Annotated in this window: 19 protein-coding genes and 1 other RNA gene; 5 read left to right on the forward strand and 15 right to left on the reverse strand. The window is 71.5% G+C overall.

The annotated features are described in order from the left end of the window. Positions 1-91: 91 nt before the first annotated feature. From AB3X10_RS18520 to AB3X10_RS18570, 11 genes are read right to left on the reverse strand one after another with little or no spacing between them, the layout of a single operon-like run. The gene (locus AB3X10_RS18520) at positions 92-1051 is read right to left on the reverse strand and encodes a D-alanine--D-alanine ligase (RefSeq protein ID WP_369976891.1); all 960 of its coding nucleotides are present in this window, start codon (positions 1049-1051) and stop codon (positions 92-94) included. Beyond that, the gene (gene murC / locus AB3X10_RS18525) at positions 1048-2484 is read right to left on the reverse strand and encodes a UDP-N-acetylmuramate--L-alanine ligase (RefSeq protein ID WP_369976892.1); all 1437 of its coding nucleotides are present in this window, start codon (positions 2482-2484) and stop codon (positions 1048-1050) included. The genes AB3X10_RS18520 and murC overlap by 4 nt, the downstream gene beginning before the upstream one ends. Continuing rightward, the gene (murG, locus tag AB3X10_RS18530) at positions 2481-3752 is read right to left on the reverse strand and encodes an undecaprenyldiphospho-muramoylpentapeptide beta-N-acetylglucosaminyltransferase (protein WP_369976893.1); all 1272 of its coding nucleotides are present in this window, start codon (positions 3750-3752) and stop codon (positions 2481-2483) included. Before murG ends, murC begins: the two co-directional genes overlap by 4 nt. Then, positions 3749-5071: a putative lipid II flippase FtsW gene (gene ftsW / locus AB3X10_RS18535; RefSeq protein WP_369976894.1), complete on the reverse strand. Its 1323-nt coding sequence runs from the start codon at positions 5069-5071 to the stop codon at positions 3749-3751. The genes murG and ftsW overlap by 4 nt, the downstream gene beginning before the upstream one ends. Beyond that, on the reverse strand, positions 5071-6156 hold the full coding sequence (mraY, locus tag AB3X10_RS18540) for a phospho-N-acetylmuramoyl-pentapeptide-transferase (protein WP_369976895.1): 1086 nt from the start codon (positions 6154-6156) through the stop codon (positions 5071-5073). The genes ftsW and mraY overlap by 1 nt, the downstream gene beginning before the upstream one ends. Further along, positions 6146-7678, reverse strand: a complete 1533-nt coding sequence (locus tag AB3X10_RS18545) for a UDP-N-acetylmuramoyl-tripeptide--D-alanyl-D-alanine ligase (protein WP_369976896.1) — start codon at positions 7676-7678, stop codon at positions 6146-6148. Before AB3X10_RS18545 ends, mraY begins: the two co-directional genes overlap by 11 nt. Then, positions 7675-9189, reverse strand: a complete 1515-nt coding sequence (locus AB3X10_RS18550) for a UDP-N-acetylmuramoyl-L-alanyl-D-glutamate--2,6-diaminopimelate ligase (RefSeq protein WP_369976897.1) — start codon at positions 9187-9189, stop codon at positions 7675-7677. The genes AB3X10_RS18545 and AB3X10_RS18550 overlap by 4 nt, the downstream gene beginning before the upstream one ends. Beyond that, entirely contained in the window at positions 9186-11051 is a 1866-nt protein-coding gene (locus tag AB3X10_RS18555; RefSeq protein WP_369976898.1) for a peptidoglycan D,D-transpeptidase FtsI family protein, read from the reverse strand. The genes AB3X10_RS18550 and AB3X10_RS18555 overlap by 4 nt, the downstream gene beginning before the upstream one ends. Continuing rightward, the gene (gene ftsL / locus AB3X10_RS18560) at positions 11048-11311 is read right to left on the reverse strand and encodes a cell division protein FtsL (RefSeq protein WP_369976899.1); all 264 of its coding nucleotides are present in this window, start codon (positions 11309-11311) and stop codon (positions 11048-11050) included. The genes AB3X10_RS18555 and ftsL overlap by 4 nt, the downstream gene beginning before the upstream one ends. Next, on the reverse strand, positions 11308-12357 hold the full coding sequence (gene rsmH, locus AB3X10_RS18565; protein ID WP_369981889.1) for a 16S rRNA (cytosine(1402)-N(4))-methyltransferase RsmH: 1050 nt from the start codon (positions 12355-12357) through the stop codon (positions 11308-11310). Before rsmH ends, ftsL begins: the two co-directional genes overlap by 4 nt. 14 nt (positions 12358-12371) lie before the next feature. Beyond that, positions 12372-12773, reverse strand: a complete 402-nt coding sequence (locus tag AB3X10_RS18570; RefSeq protein ID WP_221231962.1) for a division/cell wall cluster transcriptional repressor MraZ — start codon at positions 12771-12773, stop codon at positions 12372-12374. 372 nt (positions 12774-13145) lie between these two features. Here AB3X10_RS18570 and AB3X10_RS18575 point away from each other — a divergent pair, with 372 nt between their 5' ends. Further along, positions 13146-13934: an NRDE family protein gene (locus tag AB3X10_RS18575; protein WP_369976900.1), complete on the forward strand. Its 789-nt coding sequence runs from the start codon at positions 13146-13148 to the stop codon at positions 13932-13934. 402 nt (positions 13935-14336) lie between these two features. Here AB3X10_RS18575 and rnpB read toward each other — a convergent pair. Together rnpB and rsmI are read right to left on the reverse strand one after the other, a co-directional pair. Next, an RNA gene (gene rnpB, locus AB3X10_RS18580) (RNase P RNA component class A) lies at positions 14337-14702 on the reverse strand. A gap of 83 nt (positions 14703-14785) precedes the next feature. Beyond that, positions 14786-15610 (reverse strand): 16S rRNA (cytidine(1402)-2'-O)-methyltransferase, encoded by an 825-nt coding sequence (gene rsmI / locus AB3X10_RS18585; RefSeq protein WP_369976901.1) that lies wholly within the window; start codon positions 15608-15610, stop codon positions 14786-14788. A gap of 81 nt (positions 15611-15691) precedes the next feature. Here rsmI and AB3X10_RS18590 point away from each other — a divergent pair, with 81 nt between their 5' ends. From AB3X10_RS18590 to AB3X10_RS18605, 4 genes are read left to right on the forward strand one after another with little or no spacing between them, the layout of a single operon-like run. Continuing rightward, a complete protein-coding gene (locus AB3X10_RS18590) occupies positions 15692-17419 on the forward strand; it encodes a penicillin-binding protein activator (protein WP_369976902.1) in 1728 nt (575 codons plus the stop codon). Then, a complete protein-coding gene (locus AB3X10_RS18595) occupies positions 17409-17777 on the forward strand; it encodes a YraN family protein (protein ID WP_228321897.1) in 369 nt (122 codons plus the stop codon). Before AB3X10_RS18590 ends, AB3X10_RS18595 begins: the two co-directional genes overlap by 11 nt. Position 17778: 1 nt before the next feature. Beyond that, positions 17779-18324 (forward strand): metal-dependent hydrolase, encoded by a 546-nt coding sequence (locus tag AB3X10_RS18600; RefSeq protein WP_369976903.1) that lies wholly within the window; start codon positions 17779-17781, stop codon positions 18322-18324. Further along, positions 18321-19706 (forward strand): FAD-binding oxidoreductase, encoded by a 1386-nt coding sequence (locus AB3X10_RS18605; protein WP_369976904.1) that lies wholly within the window; start codon positions 18321-18323, stop codon positions 19704-19706. The genes AB3X10_RS18600 and AB3X10_RS18605 overlap by 4 nt, the downstream gene beginning before the upstream one ends. Positions 19707-20175: 469 nt before the next feature. Here the strand turns inward: AB3X10_RS18605 and AB3X10_RS18610 are convergent, their stop codons facing one another. Both AB3X10_RS18610 and AB3X10_RS18615 read right to left on the reverse strand, forming a co-directional pair. Continuing rightward, positions 20176-20910 carry a response regulator gene (locus AB3X10_RS18610; RefSeq protein ID WP_369976905.1) on the reverse strand — a complete coding sequence of 245 codons (735 nt, stop codon included), beginning with the start codon at positions 20908-20910 and terminating at the stop codon, positions 20176-20178. After that, positions 20900-23590: an ATP-binding protein gene (locus AB3X10_RS18615; RefSeq protein WP_369976906.1), complete on the reverse strand. Its 2691-nt coding sequence runs from the start codon at positions 23588-23590 to the stop codon at positions 20900-20902. The genes AB3X10_RS18610 and AB3X10_RS18615 overlap by 11 nt, the downstream gene beginning before the upstream one ends. Between the last annotated feature and the right edge of the window lie 52 nt (positions 23591-23642).

Here is a 23642-nt window from a genome sequence, read left to right on the forward strand (position 1 = left end):
TGGGGATTCGCGCAGGACACGCGCGCGGGCGCACCGGCAGCGCGATGCTGCCGCTGTGCGAATCCCCGATCCCCAATCCCGAATCCCGGCTTCACAGCGTCTGCTCCAGCACGCGCCACACCAGTTCTTCGAAGCCGATGCCGAGCTGGCGTGCGGCCTTGGGCACCAGCGAGTGGCTGGTCATGCCCGGGGCGGTATTGGCTTCCAACAGGTAGAGCTGGCCGCTGGCGCGGTCGCGCATCACGTCGACGCGGCCCCAGCCGCGGCAACCGGCGGCGCGGAACGCGTCCAGCGCGAGCTGCGCGAGCTGCGCCTCGGCATCGCCGTCCAGGCCCGGACACAGGTATTGGGTATCGTCGGCGATGTACTTGGCGTTGTAGTCGTACCACTGCCCCTTGGGCACGATGCGGATCGACGGCAGCGCCACATCGCCGAGGATGGCGACGGTGAGTTCGTCGCCTTCGATCATCTGCTCCATCAGCAAGGCGCCGTCGTAGCGCGCCGCCAGCGTCACCGCCTCTTCGAGCTGGGCCTGGTCGAACACGCGGCTGACGCCGACGCTGGAGCCTTCGTTGGCCGGCTTGACGATGACCGGCAAGCCGACCTGCCGCGCCGCGGCGTGTACTTCCGCCGCGCTCGCGCCGGCCGCCAGGCGCGCATAGCGCGGCGTGGACAGGCCCAGCGACAGCCACACCTGCTTGGTGCGGATCTTGTCCATGCTCAAGGCCGAGCCGAGCACGTTCGAGCCGGTATACGGCACCCCGAACGCCTCCATCAGTCCCTGCACGATGCCGTCTTCGCCGCCGCCGTTGTGCCCGTGCAGCACGTTGAACACGCGGTCGAAGCGCTTGTCCACCAGCGCCTGCGCCAGCGCCGGGATGCCGTCCACGGCGGCCGCGTCGACGCCGCGCGCGCGCAGCGCCTCGAGCACGTTGCGGCCCGAATCCAGCGACACCTCGCGTTCGCTGGAGGTGCCGCCGAGCAGCACCGCGACGCGGCCGAACACGGCCGGATCGGTGTGGCGCAGCGGCGGGAACGTCTGCGCGCTCATGGCTTGGCTCCGCCGCCGAAGCCGTCCTGGGCGATGTGCTGGGCGACGTAGCCGATGTCGCCGGCGCCCATCATCAACAGCAGGTCGCCGTCCTGCAGCACGTCCGGCAGCACTTCGCCGAGCTGGGACACCTGCCCGACCACCACCGGCTCGCTGCGGCCGCGCGCACGGATCGCGCGCGCCAGCGAGCGCGCGTCGGCGCCCGGGATCGGCGCTTCGCCGGCCGGGTAGACTTCGCTGAGCACCAGCGCATCCACTTCCGACAGCACCGCGGCGAAGGCGTCGAACTGGTCGCGGGTGCGGCTGTAGCGGTGCGGCTGGAACGCGACCACCAGGCGCTTGTCCGGCCAGCCGCCACGCGCGGCGGCGAACACCGCGGCCAGTTCGCGCGGATGGTGGCCGTAGTCGTCGACCAGGCGCACGCGCGCACCGGCCGCGGTGGTCACTTCGCCCAGATCGTTGAAGCGGCGGCCGATGCCGGCGAAGCTCTGCAGCGCGCTGGCGATCGCCGCCGGCGCCACGCCCAGCTGCCAGCCGATGGCGGCGGCGGCGAGCGCGTTGAGCACGTTGTGCCGGCCCGGCAACGCCAGCGTCACCGGCGTGCTGCTGCCTTCCGGCAGGCGCAGGGTGAAGCGCATGCGCGGGCCGTCCTGGACCACGTCCTCGGCGCGCACGTCGGCATTCTCGCTGAGCCCGTAGCTCATCACGTGGCGCGGGGTCTTCGCGGCCAAGGCGGCCACTTCCGGATCGTCGATGCACAGCACCGCCAAGCCGTAGAACGGCAGGCGCTGCAGGAATTCGGCGAACGCGGCCTGGACCCGGGCGAAGTCGTTGCCGTAGTTCTCCAGGTGATCGGCGTCGATGTTGGTGATCACCGAGATCAGCGGGTTCAGGCGCAGGAAGCTGCCGTCGCTCTCGTCGGCCTCGGCCACCAGCCACTGGCCGCCGCCGAGCTTGGCGTTGGCGCCGGCGGCGAGCAGCTGGCCGCCGATCACGAAGGTCGGATCCAGCCCGCCTTCGCTGAGCACCGCCGCGGCCAGGCTGGTGGTGGTGGTCTTGCCGTGGGTGCCGGCCACCGCGATGCCGCGGCGGAAGCGCATCAGTTCGGCCAGCATCGCCGCGCGCGGCATGATCGGGATGCGCTGGCTGCGCGCCTCCATCAGCTCCGGGTTGTCGTCGCGGATCGCGCTGGACACCACCACGCAATCGGTGCCGAGCACGTTGGCCGCCGAGTGCCCGCGCATGACCCGCGCGCCGAGCTTGACCAGGCGCCGCGTCGCCGCGTTGTCGGCGTTGTCCGAACCGGAGACCTCGTAGCCCAGGGTCAGCATGACCTCGGCGATGCCGCTCATGCCGGTACCGCCGATGCCGACGAAGTGCACCCGCGGGAACGCGCGGACCAAATCGCCGGTGTCGTGGAGACGGCGGATCACAGGGCACCTCCTGCGGAGGTGCCGGGATTCGGCATTGGGGATTGGGGATTGGTGGCGTCGCCCGTGGCCTGTTGCCGCGGCGCCTCGCCCTGTACGGATGTCTGCATGGTGTCCTGCTTGTGCTCCTGCTCTTTACGAATCCCCAATCCCGAATCCCGACTCCCGGCCTCTTCCAGAATGATGTCCGCGATGCGCTCGGCCGCATCCGGCTTGGCCAGGCTGCGCGCGGCTTCGGCCATCGCCAGGCGCCGCGCGGGGTTGCCGAGCAGGTCGCGCAGCACGCCTTGCAGGTTGGTCGCCAGGGCGTCGTCCTGCTTCAGCAACACCGCGGCGCCGCGCTCGACCAGGTATTCGGCGTTGCGGGTCTGGTGGTCGTCGACCGCGGCGGCGAACGGCACCAGCACGCTGCCGATGCCGACCGCGCACAGTTCGGCCAGGGTCGAGGCGCCGGCGCGGCAGACGATCAGGTCGGCCCAGGCGTAGGCGGCGGCCATGTCGCCGATGAAGGCTTCGACGCTGGCGGCGACGCCGGCCTCGGCATAGGCCTGGGCGGCTTCGTCGCGCAGTTTTTCGCCGCACTGGTGGCGCACCTCGACCTGCGCGCCGAGCGCGGCCAGCGCGCGCGGCAGCGCCTGGTTCAGCGCGCGCGCGCCCTGGCTGCCGCCGAGCACCAGCAGGCGCACCGCGCCGTCGCGCGCGGCGAAGCGCTGCGCCGGCGGCGCCAGCGCGGCGATCTCGGCGCGCACCGGATTGCCCACCGCTTCCTCGCGCGCGGCGAAGCTGCCCGGGAAACCGGTCAGCACACGCCTCGCCACGCGCGACAGCACCTTGTTGGTCAGGCCCGGGGCGCGGTTCTGTTCGTGCACCAGCAGCGGCAGTTTCAGCAGGCGCGCGGCGATGCCGCCGGGGCCGGCAGCGAAACCGCCGAAGCTGACCACCGCGCGCGGCGCACGCCGGCGCAGCACGAAGCCGGCGGCGCGGATCGCGCGCAGCACCCGCAGCGGCGCGCCGAACAGCGCCAGTGCGCCCTTGCCGCGCAGGCCGCCGATCTCGATGGTGTCGATCTCGATGCCGTGCTGCGGCACCAGTTGCGTTTCCATGCGCCCGGCCGCGCCCAGCCACACCACCGGCACGCCACGCGCGCGCAGCACCTTGGCCACCGCCAACGCCGGGAAGATGTGCCCGCCGGTGCCGCCGGCCAGGATCATCACCGGGCGCGCAGCGGCGGCGGTCGTTGCGGTGGACGCCAGCGGCGCGGACACGCTCATCCGAGCCTCCCGAAGGTCGGCTCGACCCGCGGCTGCATGCGGCTGGTGCCGCGCGCCGGGGTGCCGGCCTGGATCGCCGCGGCCACCGCGCTGGCGCTGGCCTCGCGCGCGGCCTGCAGGTCCTCGGCGCTGTCCACGGTCTGCTTGACCGTCGGCGCCGCGTCGCTGCGCACCTTCGCCACCTGGCGCTCGGCACGGTCGAGTTCGTAGGACACGCGCAGCAGCAGGCCCATCGCCACGCAGGTCATCAGCACACTGGAACCGCCGGCGGAGATCAGCGGCAGGGTCAGGCCCTTGGTCGGCAGGATGCCCAGGTTGACGCCGACCGAGACGAAGCTCTGCAGGCTGATCCACAGGCCGATGCCGAAGGCGATGTAGCCGGAGAAGTGGCGCTTCATTTCCACGCAGCGCATGCCCAGCCAGAACGCGCGCCCGACCAGCAGCGCGTACAGCGCGATGATCAGGCACACGCCGGTGAAGCCCAGTTCCTCGGCGATCACCGAGAAGATGAAGTCGGTATGCGCTTCGGGCAGGTAGTTGAGCTTCTGCACCGAGCCGCCCAGGCCGACCCCGAACAGTTCGCCGCGGCCCACCGCCATCAGCGCGTTGGACAGCTGGTAGCCGGAGCCGAGCTGGTCGGCCCACGGGTCCAGGAACGAGGTGATGCGGCGCAGGCGGTAGGGTTCCAGGATCGCGATGAAGGCGAACACCGGCAGCCCGATCACGATCGGCATCGACATGCGCGGCAGGTTGACCCCGCCCAGCACCAGCATGCCGGCGGTGATCGCCAGCAGCAGCGTTGAGGAACCGAAGTCCGGCTGCAGCAACAGCAGGCCGACCAGCGCCACCGCCACGCCCAGCGGCTTGAGCATCGCCGGCCAGGTGGCGTTGACCTCGTCGCGGAAGCGCACCAGGTAGCTGGACAGCCACACGATGTACAGCACCTTCACCGCTTCCACGGTCTGGAAGCGGGAGATGCCCAGATTGATCCAGCGCCGCGCGCCGTTGACGGTGCTGCCCAGGCCCGGCACGAACACCACCAGCAGCAGGCCGAAGCAGGCCAGCAGCAGCAGCTGGTTGTACTGCTCGATGTTCTTCAGCTCGGTGCGCATCGCCCAGATCGCCAGGCCGACGCCGCCGGCCAGGAACAGCAGGTGGCGCGTCAGGTAGTAGAACGGGCTGACCGTCAACTCGATCGAGCTGGAACCGACCATCACCACGCCGAGCGAGGCCAGCGCCACCACGGCGCCGAGCAGCCACGGGTCGTAGCGGCCGCCGATGGCCTCGAGTCGGGTTGCCTGGCGTGCGGCGTCGTTCATCAGCGCACCTTCAACGTGGCCAGGCCGACCAGCACCAGCACCACCGAGATGATCCAGAAGCGCACGATCACCCGCGGCTCGGGCCAGCCCTTCAGCTCGAAGTGGTGGTGGATCGGCGCCATGCGGAACACGCGCTTGCCGGTGAGCTTGAACGAGGCGACCTGGATCATCACCGACAGCGTCTCGATCACGAACACGCCGCCCATGATCACCAGCACCAGTTCCTGGCGCACGATCACCGCGATGGTGCCGAGCACCGCGCCCAGCGCCAGCGCGCCGATGTCGCCCATGAACACCATCGCCGGGTAGGTGTTGAACCACAGGAAGCCCAGGCCCGCGCCGGCGATCGCCGCGCAGATGATGACCAGCTCGCCGGCGCCGGGAATGGCCGGGATCTTCAGGTAGCCGGAGAACACCACGTTGCCCGAGGCGTAGGCGAACACGCCCAGCGCGCAGGCCACCAGCACCGTGGGCATGATCGCCAGCCCGTCCAGGCCGTCGGTCAGGTTGACCGCGTTGGAGAAGCCGACGATCCAGAAGTAGGCGATGGCGACGAAGCTGATCCCGGCCAGCGGCAGCGCGATCGACTTGAACATCGGGATGTAGAAGGTGATCGCGGCCGGCACGTCGGCGGTGTAGTACAGGAACAGGCCCGCGGCCAGGCCGAAGATCGACTGCAGCAGGTATTTCCAGCGCGACTTCAGCCCGTTCGGGTCGCGGCGCACGATCTTGATCCAGTCGTCGTACCAGCCGATCACGCCGAACGCCAGCATCACCGCCAGCACCAGCCACACGTAGCGGTTGCGCAGGTCGCCCCACAGCAGCACCGACAGCAGCACGGTGAGCAGGATCAGCGAGCCGCCCATGGTCGGCGTGCCGGCCTTGGAGAAGTGGGTCTGCGGGCCGTCCTTGCGGATCGGCTGGCCGCCCTTGAACTGCGCCAGCTTGCGGATCATCGCCGGGCCCAGCCACAGCGACAGGAACAGCGAGGTCAGCGCCGCGAGGATGCCGCGGAAGGTCAGGTAGCCGAACAGCCCGAACAGGCTCTCCAGCTGCTGCAGCCAACGGGACAGTTCAAGCAGCATGCGGCGCCTCCTCTCCCTGCGCCAGCAGCGCGCTCACGATCTTGTCCATGGCGCTGCCGCGGGAACCCTTGACCAGGATGGTGGCCGGGATTCGGGATTCGGGATTCGGGATTCGGAGGGGCGCAACGCCAGCGGACGCCGCACCGGTGCTCTCATGCATTTGTTCTGTTTCCTGCTCTTGATCCTGCTCTTCGCGAGTCCCGAGTCCCGAGTCCCGAGTCCCGACCGCACGCAGATCCGCGCGCAACGCGGCGATCAGCGCCGCGTGGCTGTCGAACACCCGTCCGTTCTCGCCGAACGCCTGCGCGGCGACGGCGCTGAGCGGGCCCAGCGCGTACAGCCGGGTCAGGCCGGCGTCGCGGGCGCGGCGGCCGCCGCTGGCGTGCAGCGCCTGCGCGCCGTCGCCGAGTTCGCGCATGTCGCCCAGCACCAGCCAGCGCTCGCCGCCGGCGGCGGCCAGCGCGTCGATCGCCGCGGCCAGCGAACCGGGGTTGGCGTTGTAGCTGTCGTCGATCAGCACCGCGCCGCCGGGCAGCGTGTGCGCGATCTGCCGCCCCGGCACCGGCTGCACCTGGGCCAGGCCGGCGGCGATCAGCGCCGGCGCGATGTCCAGCGCCAGCGCCAGCGACGCGGCGGCCAGCGCGTTCATCAGGTTGTGGCGGCCGGGCAGCGGCAGCGTCGTCTCGGCCTCGCCGTGCGGGGTGACCAGCACGAACTGCGAGCGGTCCGGACGCATGCGCAACTGCGTGGCAGTGACCTCGGCGCTGGCCTGCAGGCCGAAGCGCAGCACGCGCGGGGCCAGCGGCGCCGGCAGGCGCTGCTCGAACCACAGCCCGAACGCGTCGTCGGCATTGATCACCGCGGTGCCGTCGGCCGGCAGCGCGGCGTAGATCGCGCCCTTGGTCTGCGCGACGCCGAGCAGGCTGCCCATGCGCTCCAGGTGCGCCGGGGCGATGTTGTTCACCAGCGCCGCGTGCGGGGCGACGATGTCGGTCAGGTAGGCGATGTCGCCCGGCTTGCCGGCGCCCATCTCGTAGATCGCGTAGTCGGCCGCGTCCGGCGCTTCGATCACCGCCAGCGGCAGGCCGATCTCGTTGTTGCGGTTGCCGGGGTTGGCGTAGACGCTGCCGCCGTTCACCCTGCAGGCATGCTGCAGGATCGCCAGCAGCAGCGCCTTGACGCTGGTCTTGCCGTTGCTGCCGGTGATCGCGGCCACCCGCGTGGCGCGGCCGCGCTGCATGCCGGCGGCGATCCGCGCCAGCGCCAGCTGGGTATCGGCGACCAGGATCTGCGGCAGCTCGATCTGCGGCTGCAGCACGTCCACCAGCAACGCGCTGGCGCCGCGCGCGGCGGCGTCGGCGGCGAAGTCGTGGCCGTCGAAACGCTCGCCGCGCAGCGCCACGTACAGGCTGCCCGGCGCCAGCGTGCGGGTGTCGTGGGCGATCGCGTCGATCGCCACGTCGTCGCCATGCAGCTCGGCGCCGGCCCAGTGCGCGATCATCGACAGCGGCAGGCGCTTCATCGTGCGCCCTCCCCGGCCTGGGCCTGGGCGTGGGCGGCCTGCGCGGCGCGCGCCTGCAACGCCTGCGCGGCGACCTCGGTGTCGTCGAACGGATGCTGGATGCCGGCGATCTCCTGGTAGGGCTCGTGGCCCTTGCCGGCGATCAGCACGATGTCCTCGGGGCCGGCTTCGGCCACGGCCTGGGCGATGGCCTGGGCGCGGTCGCGCTGCACGCGCACCGCCTGCAGGTCGGTGAACCCGGCCAGGATGTCGGCGACGATGCGGTCGCCGTCCTCGCCGCGCGGATTGTCGTCGGTGACGATCACCGCATCGGCCAGGCGCTGCGCGATCGCCGCCATCTGCGGGCGCTTGCCGGTGTCGCGCTCGCCGCCGCAGCCGAACACGCACAGCAGGCGGCCGTGGGCGTGGCCACGCAGGCTGTCCAGCGCCTGCTCCAGCGCGTCCGGGGTGTGCGCGTAGTCGACCACCAGCAGCGGTTGCGCCTCGGTGCCGCCGAGACGGTTCATGCGCCCGCGGATCGGCTGCAGCTGCGACAGCGTGGCGGCGATGCGCGCCGGCGCCACGTCCAGCGCATGCAACGCGCCGGCCACCGCCAGCAGGTTGTCCACGTTGAAACGGCCGAGCAGCGCCGACTGCACCGGATGGCGCGCGTCGCCGAGCAGCAGGTCGAAGCCGATGCCGCGCGCGTCCAGGCGCAAGGCCTCGGCGCGCAGCGTGGCGCCGGCCTGGCCGCGCGAGCTGACCCCGATGCGGCGCAGCGCCGGGTCCAGCGTCGCCAGCAGCTCGCGGCCGAACGCGTCGTCGAGGTTGACCACCGCCGCCTTCAGTCCCGGCGTGGCGAACAGGCGCGCCTTGGCCGCGCCGTAGCCGGCCATGTCGCCGTGGTAGTCCAGATGGTCGCGGGTGAGATTGGTGAACACCGCCACGTCGAAGTGCACCGCATCGACGCGGCCCTGGTCCAGCGCATGCGAACTCACTTCCATCGCCACCGCCTGCGCGCCGGCATCGCGCAACTGCGCCAGCAGCGCATGCGTCTGCAGCACCAGCGGGGTGGTGAAACCGGTCGGCACCACGTCGCCGTACAGGCCGACGCCGAGCGTGCCGATGCTGCCGCTGCGCGTGCCCAGGCTCTGCCAGGCCTGCGCCAGCAGCTGCACGGTGGAGGTCTTGCCGTTGGTGCCGGTGACTCCGACCATGGTCATCGTCTGCGACGGATGGCCATGGAACTGGTCGGCCATCGCGCCCATGCGCGCGCGCAGGCCCGGCACCGCGATCGCGTCGGCCGGGGCCGGCAGGTCGGCCGGCGCCGGCGGTTCGAACAGGATCGCCGCGGCGCCGTTGGCGCGCGCCTGCGCGACGAAGCCCAGCCCGTGCGCGCCGAACCCGGCGATCGCCACGAACGCGTCGCCGGCGCGCACCGCGCGGCTGTCCATGACCAGCCCGGACACCTGCACGTCGCGCGCCAGCGCCACGCCCGGCAGCAACTGCGACAGCGGCAGCGCGCGGCTCACTGGCGGGTCTCCTGCAGCGGCACCGGCTGCGCAGCCGGCGGCGGCGCGATCGCGCGCGCGACGGGCAGCGCGGCCTCCACCTCGGCGGCGGCGTCGGGCACCACGGCCGGATCCGGCTCCACCGCCACCGGCGGCGGCGCATGCCCGCTCTTGCCGGCGGCCTGCGCCGCCAGCCAGGCCTGGATGTCGTCCGGCGGCACGTCCATCAGGCGCAGCGCGCCTTCCATCACGTTGTGGAACACCGGCGCCGAGACCAGGCCGCCGTAGTACTTGGCGCCCTGCGGATCGTTGATCACGATGACCGTGGCGAAGCGCGGATTGGTCGCCGGCACCAGGCCGGCGAACAGCGCGTTGTAGTGCCCGCGGATATAGCCGCCCGGACCGTTCAGGCGCGCGGTGCCGGTCTTGCCGGCGACGTGGTAGCCGAGGATCGCCGCGCCCTTGGCGCCGCCCTGGGTCACCACGGTCTCCATCATCGACACCACTTCCTTGGCGATCGCCGGGCTCAGCACTTCCTTGGTTTCCTCGTGCTGGCCCTTGACGAAGGTCGGCGTGACCAGCTTGCCGCCGTTGCCGAGCGCGCAGTACGCGCGCGCGATCTGCAGCGGCGTCACCGACAGGCCGTAGCCGTAGGACATGGTGGTCTTGGACGAGCCGCTCCAGCGTCCCGGCGACGGCAGCACGCCGGCCGACTCGCCGGGGAAGCCGCTGTGCGGGGCGCTGCCGTAGCCGTAGCTGTGGATCTGGTCGTAGAAGGCCTGGTCCGGCAGCTTGGCCGCGATCTTGGCCGCGCCGATGTTGGAGCTGCGGGTGATCACCCCGGTCACGGTCAGCACGCCATTGTTGCGCGGCACGTCCTTGATGGTGAAGCGGCCGATCGCCATGTAGCCCGGGTTGGTGTCGATCAGCGTGTCCTTGGTCACCACGCCGGCCTTGAGCGCGGTGGAGATGGTCAACGGCTTCATCGTCGAACCCGGCTCGACCAGGTCGGTGACCGCGCGGTTGCGGCGCGCATCGGAGTTGACCCCGGTGACCGAGTTCGGGTTGTAGGTCGGCAGGTTGACCATGGCCATGATCTCGCCGGTGGCCACGTCCATCACCACGATCGACCCGCCGGCGGCGTTGTTCTCCACCAGCGCGTTGCGCAGCTCCTTGTAGGCCAGGAACTGGATGCGGCGGTCGATGCTGAGGGTCAGGTCCTTGCCCGGCTCGGCCGGCTTGACCAGGTCGATGCTCTCCACGATCGCGCCCTTGCGGTCGCGGATCACGCGCTTGGAGCCGGGCTTGCCGCGCAGCCATTCGTCGAAGGCCAGCTCCAGCCCTTCCTGGCCGCGGTCGTCGATGTTGGTGAAGCCGAGCACGTGCGCCATCGCTTCGCCCTGCGGGTAGAAGCGGCGGAACTCGCGCTGCGAGAACACGCCCGGGATGCCCAGCGCGACCACCGCATGCGCCTTGTCCGGATTGATCCGGCGCTTGAGGTACATGAACTCCTTGTCCGCCTTCTGCGACAGCTTGGCGGTCAGTTCGTCGCTCGGCAGTTCCAGCGCCTGCGCCAGCTGCGGAATGCGGTCGGGATTGCGCAGCAGCTCCTGCGGATTGACCCAGATCGACTCCACCGGCGTGGACACCGCCAGCGGCTCGCCGTTGCGGTCGGTGATCATGCCGCGCGAGGTCGCGATCGGCAGTTCGCGCAGGTAGCGCGCCTCGCCCTGGCGCTGGTAGAAGTCGCTGTTGATCAGCTGCACGTAGGCGGCGCGGCCGATCAGGGTGACCGAGCACAGGCTCAGCGCCGCGCCGACCAGCACCAGCCGGCCACGGAGATTGAAGTTGCTGCGCGGGCGGTTGCGGCCGGTCTTGCTCATGGCCGCACCACCACGATGTCGCCGGTTTCCGGGAACTTCATGCCCAGCCGCTCGCGCGCGACCTGGTCGACGCGGTTGCTTTCCGCCCAGGTCGCCTGCTCCAGCTGCAGCCGGCCGAATTCGATGTTCAGCTCGTCGCGGTTGTGCTCCAGCCGCGACAGCTCGACGAACAGCTGGCGATGGCGATGGCGCATGTACACCACGCCGATCGCCGAGGCGACGGTGCAGGCGAGCAGGACGATGAGCAGCAACCGGCTCATTGGGCATCTCCTGCCGGAGACGCCGGGATTGGGGATTCGGGATTGGGGATTGGAGACGAGCGCTTGCCCAATCCCGAATCCCCAATCCCCAATCCCAGCTTCTCGGCCACCCGAAGCACCGCGCTGCGCGCGCGCGGATTGAGCGCCAGCTCGGCGCTGTCGGCCTTGATCGCGCCGCCGTGCAGTTGCAGGGTCGGCACGAACGGCTGCGCCTCGGGCAGGCGGCGGTTGCTCGGCGGGGCCTTGGCGTGGCGGTTCATGAACTGCTTGACGATGCGGTCTTCCAGCGAATGGAAGCTGATCACCGCCAGCCGGCCGCCCGGCTTGAGCTTGGCCAGCGCCGCGTCCAGCCCGGCTTCGAGGTCGGCCAGCTCGCGATTGATGTGGATGCGGATCGCCTGGAAGCTGCGCGTGGCCGGATGGGTCTTGCTGTCGCCGCGCGGCATCACGCTGGCGATCAGCTCGGCCAGCTGCGCGGTGCGGGTCAGCGGCTGCTCGGCGCGGCGCGCCACGATCGCGCGGGCGATGCGCCGGCTCTGGCGTTCGTCGCCGTAGGTCCACAGCACGTCGGCGATGTCGCGCTCGCTGGCGTGCGCCAGCCACTGCGCGGCGCTCTCGCCGGCCTCCGGGTCCATGCGCATGTCCAGCGGGCCGTCCTTGCCGAACGAGAAACCGCGCTCGGCCACGTCCAGCTGCGGCGAGGACACGCCCAGGTCGAACAGCACCCCGTCCAGGCCGGCGGCGGCGTCCCACTGCCCCAGTTCGGCGAAGCTGCCGCGGCGGATGGACACGCGCGCGTCGCCGCCGAACGCATGTTCGGCTTCGGCGATCGCCTCGGGATCCTTGTCCATCAACAGCAGCCGGCCTCCCGGGCCGAGTTTGTGCAGCACCCCGCGCGCGTGTCCGCCACGCCCGAACGTGCCATCCAGATAGATTCCGTCTTCGATCACCTGCAGCCCGTCCATGACCTGCGCGAACAACACCGGCACATGCGCCGCCGGCGGTTGCGACACCGGAAGGTGACCGGCCTGCGCCTGTCCGCGCATCCGGACACCCCGGCTCACAACTTCAGATCGAGCAATCCATCGCCCAGATCCTCGTCAGACAACGTCTGCTGGATCAGTGCGCGATGAGCCTGCTCGCTCCACAGTTCGAACTTGTCGCCCATGCCCAACAGCACGGCGCGCTTTTCAATGCCCACCGCGGCGCGATGGCTCGGCGGAATGGTGATGCGGCTGTTGGCGTCCAGCTCCAGCGCGGCCGAGGAACCAACCAGCTTCTGCTGCAGCACCCGCACCACGCGCTGGGTGTTGGGCTTGGCCATGACGTCGTCACGGACCCGCTCCCACTCCTTCTCCGCGTACAGCCACAGGCATCCGGCCTCGAACGGGTTGTAGGTCAGCACCAGCCGATTGCCGCTCGCACGCGCGACGAGGTCGCGGTACGCGGTGGGAACCGCCATACGCCCCTTGTCGTCCACTGTGATTGCGGTCTCGCCCTGAAACACGACGCCTACACCTTTCCAAATCCGCCTGGGCGGTCATTGAACCACGAAAAACCACAAAAAACCCGGTTTTCCCTCAGGTGCCCACCTTAGCAGCGCGCGAAAGGTTGTCAACAACTTTGCGAGCGATAAATCGCTAGCCACATCAATGGCTTGCGCCATTCTTTAGAGACTTGTTCAAAGCTTATCCACAAGTTGCTGTTTCGTCTCATATTTTGAGATTGAGCGGAAATTCAGCCCTGTGCACAAGCCGTTAAGACGGCGGCCAGTTGCCGCCTCCGCCGCCGGCCGGCTCGCATGCCACTGCGCAAAACCGCACAATTCCGGCCCATGTGCCTGGTCGCCCTCGCCCTCCAATCGCACCCGCGCTGGCGCCTGCTGCTGGTCGGCAACCGCGACGAATTCCACGCCCGCCCGACCGCGCCGCTGCAGCGCTGGCCGGCCCCGGCGCAGCGCGTGCTGGCCGGGCGCGACCTGCGTTCCGGCGGCAGCTGGGTGGGCCTGGACGACGCCGGCCGCTGCACCGTGGTCACCAACGTGCGCGACCCGCTGGCGTCGATGTCCGGCGCCTCGCGCGGCGCCCTGGTCGCCGACTACCTGGCCGGCGCCGCGCCGGCGGCCGCCTTCGCCGAGGCCCTGGCGCTGCGCGCCGACGCCTACCCGCCGTTCAACCTGCTGCTGGCCGACGCCGACGGTGCCGAGTACCTGGGCAACCACCCGCCCGCCCGGCAGCGCCTGGCGCCCGGCATCCACGGCATGTCCAACGGCACGCTGGACGCGCCCTGGCCGAAGACCGTGCGCCTGTGCGCGGCCGTGGCCGACTGGATCGCCGCCGGCGACGACGACCTGGCCCCGCTGTGGCGGGCGCTGGCCGACGAAACCATCGCCGACGACGCGCGGCTGCCCGACACCGGCGTGGGCCTGGCGCTGGAGCGGCGCCTGTCGCCGGCCTTCATCCGCGGCCACGACTACGGCACCCGCGCCAGCACCATCGTCGCGGTGGACGGCGACGGCCGCGGCTGGATCCATGAGCGCCGCTTCGGCGCCGATGGCGTGTTCCTGGGGGAGACGCGGCTGGAGGGGCTCGGGACCGGGGACTCGGGACTCGGGACCCGGTAAGAGCGACAGCAAAAGCGAGACGCGGCGCTTCCATCTGCTGCAGATCTCCGGTCGAGGCTCGCAGCACGGATGCCACACATGCGCGCTGCGCAAGCCGGCAAGGCGCCGAATCTGGGGAAGCAGCGCCCACTGCCGGATCGGCCCTGCAGTCGGGACTGAAGTCCCTCCCACAACAGCCGAGCCCGCGTGGCAGCCACGTCGACAGGAAGGACCACAGCGACAGCACGCGCGCCACCTATGGACAGAGCCATCTGCGCAGAGCGCGCCATGCATCTGGAGCAAAGCCCCCTTTAGTAAAGGGGGCGCGGCGAAGCCGCGGGGATTTGGGGGGCAAAGAGCCCGGGGCCCAAACTTTTGCTACGCAAAAGTTTGGGGCTTTTTTAGCGCGACGCGCGAAAAAAGCGGCGGAGCCGGCCGATAAGCCGGGTTCTGTCGTGGACAGTCATTCTTCTAGGCGCCGCGTCACCGCGGCGCTCGAGCAACCTACCCGGACCCGACGCGGGCAGCGCCATGAGGTCCCTATTTGGTCTTGCTCCAGGTGGGGTTTGCCGTACCGGTCCGTTACCGGACTCGCGGTGCGCTCTTACCGCACCATTTCACCCTTACCGGCCTGCTTGCGCAGGCTTAGGCGGTATCTTTCTGTTGCACTTTCCGTCGGCTCGCGCCGCCCAGGCGTTACCTGGCACCTTGCCCTATGGAGCCCGGACTTTCCTCGGCACCGCGTTGCACCGAAATGCACCACGATGACGCGACTGTCTGGCCGACTCCGCCGCGCGCATTGTCGCACGTGCGGGGAAACATTGTTCCCTGCCCATCCGGCACGCCGACGAACCGCGCGGCTGCCCGCCGCCTCACCCCCCGTACAACGCCTTGCGCGGCGCGCCGGTGATCTCCGCGGCCAGCTTGGCGGCGGTGGACGGCGGCAGGTGCGCGCTGAGCGCGGCGTAGACGCGGCGGCCTTCGGCCAGCTGCGCATCGGCGTCGTCGCCGGCGCCCTGCACGATCAGCACGAACTCGCCCTTGCGCTGGTTGTCGTCGGCCTCCACTCGCGCCTGCAGTTCGGCCAGGCTGCCGTCGAGCACGGTCTCGAACAGCTTGGTCAGCTCGCGCGCCAGCACCGCCGGGCGCGCGTCGCCGAAGGCGGCGCGACAGTCGGCCAGGGACTCGACGATGCGATGCGAGGACTCATAGAACACCAGGGTGCGCGGCTCGCCGGCCAGCCGCGCCAGGCGCTCGCGGCGCGCGGAGGCCTTGGCCGGCAGGAAGCCCTCGAAGGTGAAACGGTCGCTGGGCAGGCCGGCCACGCTGAGCGCGGCGATCGCCGCGCAGGCGCCGGGCACCGGGCTGACCCGCACCCCGGCCTCGCGCGCCGCGCGCACCAGCCGGTAGCCCGGGTCGCTGACCAGCGGGGTGCCGGCGTCGCTGACCAGGGCCAGCGAGTCGCCGCCGAGCAGGCGCGCGACGATGCGCTGCGCCAGCGCCTCCTCGTTGTGCTCGTGCAGCGCCAGCAGCGGCTTGTCGATGCCGAAGTGCGACAGCAGCTGGCCGCTGCGGCGGGTGTCCTCGGCGCAGATCGCGGCGACCGCGCGCAGCACCTCCTGCGCGCGCGGCGTCAGGTCGGCGAGATTGCCGATCGGCGTGGCGACGACATGCAGGGTTCCGGGCTGGGCGCTCATCTACGGCTTTCCATGGTCAAGGGTAGAATCGTAGCGGTTTTCCCCGGCGCGCCCCGGCGTGCCCTGCCGAATGGACCAGAAATGAACAAGCGATTCGCAAGGATTTCCGCCCTGTCGCTGCTGGCGCTGCTGTTCGCCGGCTGCGCCACCACCAGCGTGACGCAGAGCGCGTCGTCGCCGGCCCAGTCCGCGGCGCTGGCGCTGCTGGACCAGGGCAAGCCGCGGGAAGCGGCGGCGCAGCTCGAGGCCCAGGCCGCCAGCGCCACCGGCAGCGAGCGCAACCAGTTGCTGGCCGATGCCGCCTTCGCCTGGTACGAGGGCGGCGACGTCGCCCGCGCGCGCAGCCTGGTCGCGCAGGTGCAGCCGCGCCAGCTGTCGGGCCTGAGCAAGGTGCGGCTGGCCCTGGTCAACGCCGAGCTGGCCCTGGCCGACCGCCAGCCGGCGCAGGCGCTGCAGGCGCTGGGCAGCGATCCGCAGGCGGTGCCGCAGAACCTGCGCGCGCGCTGGCACCTGGCCCGCGCGCAGGCGCTGGAAGGCACCGGCGACGCCACCGCGGCGCTGGACGAACGCGCCCGCGCCGACATCGGCCTGACCGGCCAGGCGCGCACCGACAACCAGCGCGCCATCGTGCGCCAGCTGGCGGCCTTGAACGACGCCACGCTGCAGGCCCGCGCCGCCGCGCTGCCGGCCGGCGATCCGCTGTACAACTTCGCCGGGCGCGCGCTGATCAGCCGCGGCCTGGCGCTGCCGCGGCCGTTCGACCGCGGCGAGCAATGGGGCTTCGACACCAGCAAGCGGCCGCCGGCCGAGCGCGACGGCTACCGCCCGCCGGCCAAGCTGGCGGTGCTGCTGCCGCTGAGCGGCAATCTGGCCACCGCCGCCGCACCGGTGCGCGACGGCCTGCTCGCCGGCTACTACGGCGAGACCCGGCGCCGCCCGGAGATCAACTTCATCGACACCACCGGCACCGCGGCCGGGGCGCTGGCCGCCTACCAGAAGGCGATCGACGGCGGCGCCGACTTCGTGGTCGGCCCGCTCGGCCGCGACGAGGTCACTGCGCTGTTCGCGCGCGACGCGCTGCCGGTGCCGCTGCTGGCGCTGAACCGCGGCACCGGCGCCCCGCCCGCCGGCAGCGCCGGCTTCTCGCTGGCGCCGGAAGACGACGGCATCGCCGCCGCCGAGTACCTGCTGGCGCACGAGCGCCGCAACGCGCTGGTGATCGGCAGCAACGACGACAATGGCCGCCGTGCGGTGGCCGCGTTCCGCGAGCGCTTCAGCGAGCGCGGCGGCAAGGTCGCGGCCAGCGTCAGCGTGGCCGAGGTACCCGGCGATGTCGGCGCGCAGCTGCGCAACGCCGGCGCCGCCGACGCGGTGTTCCTGGCGGTGAAGGGCGGCACCGCGCGCGCGCTGGCGCCGCAGCTGGCGCTGGCCGGTTTCGCCGGCAAGAGCCGGGTGGCGACCTCGCAGCTGGTGCTGGGCACCGGCAAGCCGGAGGACGACCTGGTGCTGGACGGCATCGCCTACCCGAGCGAACTGTGGAACGTGCGCGGCGTCGGCGGCCTGCCGGCGGCGACCAGCGTGGCCGAGACGCTGCCGACCGCGCGCGGCCCGGCCGGGCGCCTGTTCGCGTTCGGCTACGACGCCTGGCAGATCAGCGCCTACCTGGAGAAGCTGGCCACCGGCGCCGAGGCCAACCTGCGCGGCGCCACCGGCGTGCTGCACCTGGACGGCTTCGGCAACATCCTGCGCACCCCGGCCTGGTCCACCTTCAGCGGCGGGCGCGCGACGCCGCTGCCCGATGGGCGTTGACCGCCAGCAACGCGGCAACGACGTGGAAGCGGCGGCGCGCGCCGAACTGGAGCGCGCCGGCCTGCAGTTGATCGCCGCCAACGTGCGCTACCGCGGCGGCGAACTGGACCTGGTGATGCAGCAGGCGCAGTGCCTGGTGTTCGTCGAGGTGCGCTACCGGCGCACCGCCGCGTTCGGCGGCGGCGCCGCCTCGGTCGACCTGCGCAAGCGCCGCCGGCTGCTGCTGGCCGCGCAGTTGTTCCTGGCCGCGCATCCGCACTACGCGAACTGGCCATGCCGCTTCGACGTGGTCGAGGCCGAGGGCGAACCGCCGCGGCTGACCTGGCTGCGCGACGCGTTTCGCGCCGACGACTGCTGACGTGCCCAGCATCTTCACCCACGCCGCGGTGCCGCTGGCGCTGTGGGCCGCCGCCGAGCGCGGGCGCATTTCCGCGCGCCTGCTCGGCGCCGGCATCGTCGCGGCGATGCTGCCGGACCTGGACGTTGTCGCGTTCGCCCTGCACATTCCCTACGCCGATGCGTTCGGCCATCGCGGCGCCAGCCATTCGCTGCTGTTCGCCGCCGTGCTGGGCGCGATCGGTGCGGCCCTGTCTCGGCCGTTGCGCGCGCGCCCGCTGCAGGCGGCGACCTGGATGTTCGTCTGCACCGCCTCGCATCCGCTGCTCGATGCGCTGACCTCCGGCGGCCTCGGCGTCGCCCTGGCCTGGCCGTGGAGCGAGCAGCGCTGGTTCGCGCCGTGGCGGCCGATCCGGGTGTCGCCGTTCGCCAACGGCTTCTTCGGCGCGCGCGGCGTCGCCACGCTGCTATCCGAACTGCGCTGGGTGTGGCTGCCGCTGGCGGCGGCGGTCGTCACCTGGAAACTGCTGCAACCGCCGCCCTCTCCCGCTTCGCGATCGCTGCCATGACCACGCCGCTGCCCGCTTCCCTGGCCCAGACCCTCGCCGACCTGCTCGGCGCCGACGGCTGGCGCACCGACGACGCCAGCCGGCGCAGCTACGGCGAGGACGATTCGCGGCGCTGGGCGCTGGCCGACGCGGTGGCGCTGCCGCAGACCCGCGAGCAGGTGCAGGCGATCGTGCGCGCCTGCCGCGCGCACCGCGTGCCGATCGTCGCGCGCGGCGCCGGCACCGGCACCGCCGGCGCCGCGGTGCCGTTCGACGGCGGCGTGGTGCTGTCGTTCGCGCGCATGAACCGCATCGTGCAGCTGCGCCCGCAGGACCGCTGCGCGGTGGTCGAGCCGGGCGTGCTCAACGGCGAGCTGCAGCAGGCGCTGGCGCCGCACGGCCTGTTCTGGCCGCCGGACCCGTCCAGCGCCGAGATCTGCAGCGTCGGCGGCAACCTGTCGACCAATGCCGGCGGCCCGCGCGCGGTGAAGTACGGCGCCACCCGCGACAACGTGCTCGGCGTGGTCGCGGTGACCGGCGCCGGCGAGCTGATCCGCTGCGGCGGCGCCTACACCAAGGACGCCACCGGCTACGACCTGAGCCACCTGCTGGTCGGCAGCGAAGGCACCCTGGCGCTGATCGTGGAGGCCACGCTGAAGCTGACCCCGCGGCCGCTGGCGCAGGCCGGGCTGCGCGCGTTCTACCGCGATGCCGGCAGCGCCGCGGCGGCGGTGTCGCGGCTGATGGCGCAACCGACCACGCCGGCGATGCTGGAATTCATGGACCGCAGCGCGATCGCGCTGCTGCGCCGCAACGGCAGCGACGTACCCGAGGCCGGCGCGATGCTGCTGATCGAGGCCGACGGCGACCACGACACCCTGCCCTACGCGCTGCAGGCATTGGGCGCGGCGGCCGAGGGCGACGGCCTGCTGTCGCTGGACGTGGCCACCGACGGCGCCGCGCGCGACCGGCTGTGGGCCGCGCGGCGCGCGCTGTCGCCGGCGCTGCGCACGATCAAGCCGGGCAAGATCAACGAGGACGTGGTGGTGCCGGTGTCGCGCATTCCCGAGCTGGTCGCCGGAGTCGAGGCGCTGGCGGCGGAATTCGACCTGCCGATCGTCGCCTTCGGCCATGCCGGCAACGGCAACCTGCACGTCAACATCATGTACGCGCCCGACGACGCCTCAGAGACCGCGCGTGCGCATGCCGCGCTGCCGCGCCTGTTCGCGCTGGTGCTGGCGCTGGAAGGCACGCTGTCGGGCGAGCACGGCATCGGCGTGGCCAAGCGCGACTACATGGCGCAGGCCTTCGACGCGGCCACGCTGGACGCGATGCGCGCGGTGAAGCGCGCGCTGGACCCGGACGGCATCTTAAATCCGGGCAAGGTGTTGCCGGACGAGTAGCGGGACTGGGGCCGTAAAAATGCAGCTTGCGCGTTCAAGGAAGATTCGCGCCCGATAATTTGGACGTCTGATCAGCGCCGCTGAAATCCCTTGGTTTTGCGCTACGTCAAGCGATCGACTGCCTTTTCGGCTTTGCCGTTGCTGTTGCTGTTGCTGTTGCTGTTGCTGTTGCTCGTGACTTTGGATTGGCTTCTGACTTACCGGACCCCTTCCGCCGCGACCGCGAACCTGGAGCGCGCAGCGCGGAAGGCGCGAGGACGGGTGTGCTTTCTTTTGGTTACTTTTCTTTGCACAAGCAAAGAAAAGTGACTCGCGCCCGCAGGGCGTGAAATGCTTTCAACAATGCACTGCGTGCCAGCCAAGCAGGATCAAACGCTGAAACGTATTTCCCTGATCTTGAGCCGTCCAGTCGTGACAGCCCTCTCCACGCACCTGTCGCGACGAACGCCTTGTCCGCCGCATCCGGAAATCAATGAAGTTCGGGATTGTTCTGCACCCCGACGAAGCGCAGCCCCACGCCCGGTTCGGTGGCGATGTAGCGCGGCGCCACCGCGCTGTCGCCGAGTTTCTGCCGCAACTTGCCGACCAGGATGCGCAGGTAGTGGGTGTCCTCCTGGTGGGTCGGCCCCCACACTTCGCGCAGCAGTTGCGGCTGGGTGAGCACGCGTCCGCTGTGGCGCAGCAGCAGGGCCAGCAGCGCGTATTCCTTGCGGCTCAGCGGCAGCGGCTCGCCGTCCAGGCGCACCTCGCGCAGGCCGAGGTGGATGTGCAGGTGGCCGTCGTCGAACACCGGCTCGGCTTCGCCGGCGGCCGGCTGCATGCGCAGCAGCACGCGGATGCGCGCCATCAGTTCCTGCACGCCGAACGGCTTGGTCACGTAGTCGTTGGCGCCGGCGTCCAGCGCCTGCACCTTCTCCGCCTCGCCGGCGCGCACGGTGAGCATGATCACCGGCACCGTGGACCACTGCCGCAATTCGCGCAGCACGCTGTGCCCGTCCTGGTCGGGCAGGCCCACGTCCAGCACCACCAGTTCGGCGCCGTGCGCGGCCAGTTGCGCCAGGCCGTCGCCGCCGCTGGCCGCCTGCAGCACGCGGTAGCCCTGCGCGCGCAGGCTGATGTCCAGGAAACGCCGGATCTGCGGCTCGTCGTCGATGACCAGCACGCGCGGCGGCGGAATCGGATCGGCGTGGGACTCAGTCGGCATCGGGGCGGGGTGGCGGGGCGGCGGGTTCGATCAACGGCAGGGTAATGCGGATCGTGGTGCCGCGGCCATCGGCGCCGGGCAGCGCCTCGACGCTGCCGCCGTGCGCGCCGATCATGCCCTGGCAGATGGTCAGGCCCAGGCCGGTACCGTGGCGGCCGCGGTCGCCGCGCTCGACGCTGTAGAACATGTCGAAGATGCGTGCGCGCTCGTCCTCGGGAATGCCCGGGCCGCGGTCGCCGATGTCGATGCGCAGGCGCCCGTCGACCATCGCCGCGGCGACCCGGATCGCCTCGCCCTCCGGCGAAAATTTCGCCGCGTTCTCCAGCACGTTGAAGATCGCCTGTTCGACCAGCGCCGGATGCACCCACAGCGTCGGCAGTTCCGCAGCCAGGGCGATGTCCAGGCGCACCTGCGGCTGGTAGCGCTGCAGCCGCCGCGCAGCCGAGCCGATCAGTTCGTCCACGTCGATCCAGTCGCGGTTCAAGGTCAGCCCGGTGTGGCCGAGCCGGGTCATGTCGAGCAGGTTCTGGATGTAGCGGTCCAGGCGCTCGCCTTCCAGCTGGATCGTCTCCAGCAGGCTGCGGCGGTCGTCGGCGTCCATCGCCTGGCCGTAGCTGGCCAGGCTGCTGGCCGCGCCGATCATCGCCGCCAGCGGCGAGCGCAGGTCGTGCGAGACCGACGACAGCAGCGCCGAGCGCAGGCGTTCGGTCTCGCCGCTGACCCGCGCGCTCTCCAGGTCGGCGACCAGCCGCGTGCGCAGCGCGGCCTGGCCGATGTCCTCGACCATGGCCTCGGCCAGGCGCTGCTGCTCCAGCCCGGGGCGCTGCACGCCGGCGGCGAACTTCAGCCCGACCACGCCAATCGCGCCGCGCTCGTGGCGCACCGGCAGGAACCACCAGCTGGCGCCGGCCAGGGTGTCGGTGAAGCGGCCGGTGGCCTGGCCGTGGCGCTGCGCCCAGTCGGCGGCGCTGCGGTCCACCGCCGCCATCGACGGCGCGTAGTCGTGCGCGCCATCCTGCGCGGCGGCGTGCGCCGCCTCCAGCGGCTGCAGCCGCACCCAGGCCTCGGCCTCGAGCGTGGCGGCCAGCGCGCGGCGCCCGGCCTCCAGCACCTGGCCCAGGTCGGCGGCGCTGGTCAGTTCGCGGCCCAGCCGCTGCAGCGCGGTGGTCTGCGCGTTGGCCGCGCGCAGCGCCAGCACCTGCATGCGCAGGCGCGAGGCCAGGCGCCCGGCGACCAGCGCGGCGACCAGGAACAGCAGCACCGTGACCACGCCCTGGCGCGCGCCGATGTGCAGGGTGTAGCGCGGTTCGATGAAGAAGAAATTGTAGGCGAAGAAGCTCAGCAATGCCGACAGCACCGCCGCGGCCATGCGCGTCTTCGCCGCGACCATCACCACCGCGACGATGAACACCATCGACAGGTCGTCGATGCCGACCCAGCGTTCGGCGATCCAGCCCACCGCCACCGCCAGCAGCGAGGCCACCGTGGCGAACACCAGGTCGTCGCGCGACAGCCAGTGGCCGGGACGGCGCCAGCGCCGCCGCGCGCGTGCGCGCGCCTCCGGCGAGCTGATGATGACCAGTTCGTAGTGCGCGCCGCGCTGCAGCAGCTGCTGGGTGAGCGTGCGGTTGATCATCCGCGCCAGCGGCCGTTCGCGGGTGCGGCCGAGCAGCAGCGTGGACACGCCGTTGTGCGCGGCATGGTCGAGCAGCGCGTCGGCCACGCTGGCGCCGTGCAGCAGCGCGGCGTCGCCGCCGAGCCGCCGCGCCAGCGCGAAGGCGCGATCGACCTCCAGTTGCCAGGCCTCGTCGGGCTGCGCCTGGGTCTGCACGGTGACCACGCTCCACGGCGCGCCGCGGCGTTCGGCCACGCGCCGCGCCACCCGCACCAGGTAGTCGGACTGGCCGCGCCCGTCGATCGCCACCAGCACCCGCCGCCGCAGGGCCACGCCGGTGCGGCCCTGCGCAGCCTGCACGTCGCGCAGGTCGTTGTCGACGCGGTCGGCCGCGGTCTGCATCGCCAGTTCGCGCAGCGCGGCCAGGTTCGACGGCGAGAAGAACGCCTGCAGCGCCTGTCCGGCCTGCTCGGGCAGATAGACCTTGCCCTGCTGCAGGCGTTCGATCAGCTCGCGCGGCGGCAGGTCGACCAGCACGATGTCGCGCAGCCGGTCGAAGATCGCATCGGGCACGGTCTCGCCGACGCGGATGCCGGTGATGCGGTGTACGACGTCGTTGAGGCTTTCCAGGTGCTGAATGTTGACCGTGCTGTAGACGTCGATGCCGGCGTCGAGCAGTTCCTGCACGTCCTGCCAGCGCCGCTCGTGGCGGCTGCCGGGCGCGTTGCGGTGGGCCAGTTCGTCGACCAGCACCAGCGGCGGGCGCCGCGCCAGCAGCGCGTCCAGGTCCATCTCCTCGAGCGTGCGGCCGCGGTACTCCACGCGCCGCCGCGGCTGCACGGTCAGCCCGTCCAGCAGGGCCGCGGTCTCGGCGCGGCCATGGGTCTCGACCACCCCGACCACCACCTCGCTGCCCTGCTGCTGCAGCTGGCGCGCGCGCGACAGCATCGCGTAGGTCTTGCCGACCCCCGGCGCCGCGCCCAGGAACACGGTCAGGCGCCCGCCGCGTTCGCGCTGGAGCGCGCCGATCAGGGCGTCGGCCTGTTGGGTGCGGGGATCGGACATTCGAGAGCCGGGAGTGGGGATTCGTGAGTCGGGATTCGCAGAGCCTACAGCC

It is taken from the genome of Xanthomonas sp. DAR 80977, assembly GCF_041240605.1.
Taxonomy (GTDB): Bacteria; Pseudomonadota; Gammaproteobacteria; order Xanthomonadales; family Xanthomonadaceae; genus Xanthomonas_A; species Xanthomonas_A bundabergensis.

Coding starts and splice junctions, on each gene's coding strand:
- AB3X10_RS18575 (WP_369976900.1), top strand. CDS start 13,146: ATGTGCCTGGTCGCCCTCGCCCTCCAATCGCACCCGCGCTGGCGCCTG.
- AB3X10_RS18615 (WP_369976906.1), bottom strand. CDS start 23,590: ATGTCCGATCCCCGCACCCAACAGGCCGACGCCCTGATCGGCGCGCTC.
- murG (WP_369976893.1), bottom strand. CDS start 3,752: ATGAGCGTGTCCGCGCCGCTGGCGTCCACCGCAACGACCGCCGCCGCT.
- mraY (WP_369976895.1), bottom strand. CDS start 6,156: ATGCTGCTTGAACTGTCCCGTTGGCTGCAGCAGCTGGAGAGCCTGTTC.
- AB3X10_RS18590 (WP_369976902.1), top strand. CDS start 15,692: ATGAACAAGCGATTCGCAAGGATTTCCGCCCTGTCGCTGCTGGCGCTG.
- rsmI (WP_369976901.1), bottom strand. CDS start 15,610: ATGAGCGCCCAGCCCGGAACCCTGCATGTCGTCGCCACGCCGATCGGC.
- rsmH (WP_369981889.1), bottom strand. CDS start 12,357: ATGCGCGGACAGGCGCAGGCCGGTCACCTTCCGGTGTCGCAACCGCCG.
- ftsL (WP_369976899.1), bottom strand. CDS start 11,311: ATGAGCCGGTTGCTGCTCATCGTCCTGCTCGCCTGCACCGTCGCCTCG.
- AB3X10_RS18545 (WP_369976896.1), bottom strand. CDS start 7,678: ATGAAGCGCCTGCCGCTGTCGATGATCGCGCACTGGGCCGGCGCCGAG.
- AB3X10_RS18605 (WP_369976904.1), top strand. CDS start 18,321: ATGACCACGCCGCTGCCCGCTTCCCTGGCCCAGACCCTCGCCGACCTG.
- AB3X10_RS18595 (WP_228321897.1), top strand. CDS start 17,409: ATGGGCGTTGACCGCCAGCAACGCGGCAACGACGTGGAAGCGGCGGCG.
- AB3X10_RS18570 (WP_221231962.1), bottom strand. CDS start 12,773: ATGGCGGTTCCCACCGCGTACCGCGACCTCGTCGCGCGTGCGAGCGGC.
- ftsW (WP_369976894.1), bottom strand. CDS start 5,071: ATGAACGACGCCGCACGCCAGGCAACCCGACTCGAGGCCATCGGCGGC.
- AB3X10_RS18610 (WP_369976905.1), bottom strand. CDS start 20,910: ATGCCGACTGAGTCCCACGCCGATCCGATTCCGCCGCCGCGCGTGCTG.
- AB3X10_RS18520 (WP_369976891.1), bottom strand. CDS start 1,051: ATGAGCGCGCAGACGTTCCCGCCGCTGCGCCACACCGATCCGGCCGTG.
- AB3X10_RS18555 (WP_369976898.1), bottom strand. CDS start 11,051: ATGAGCAAGACCGGCCGCAACCGCCCGCGCAGCAACTTCAATCTCCGT.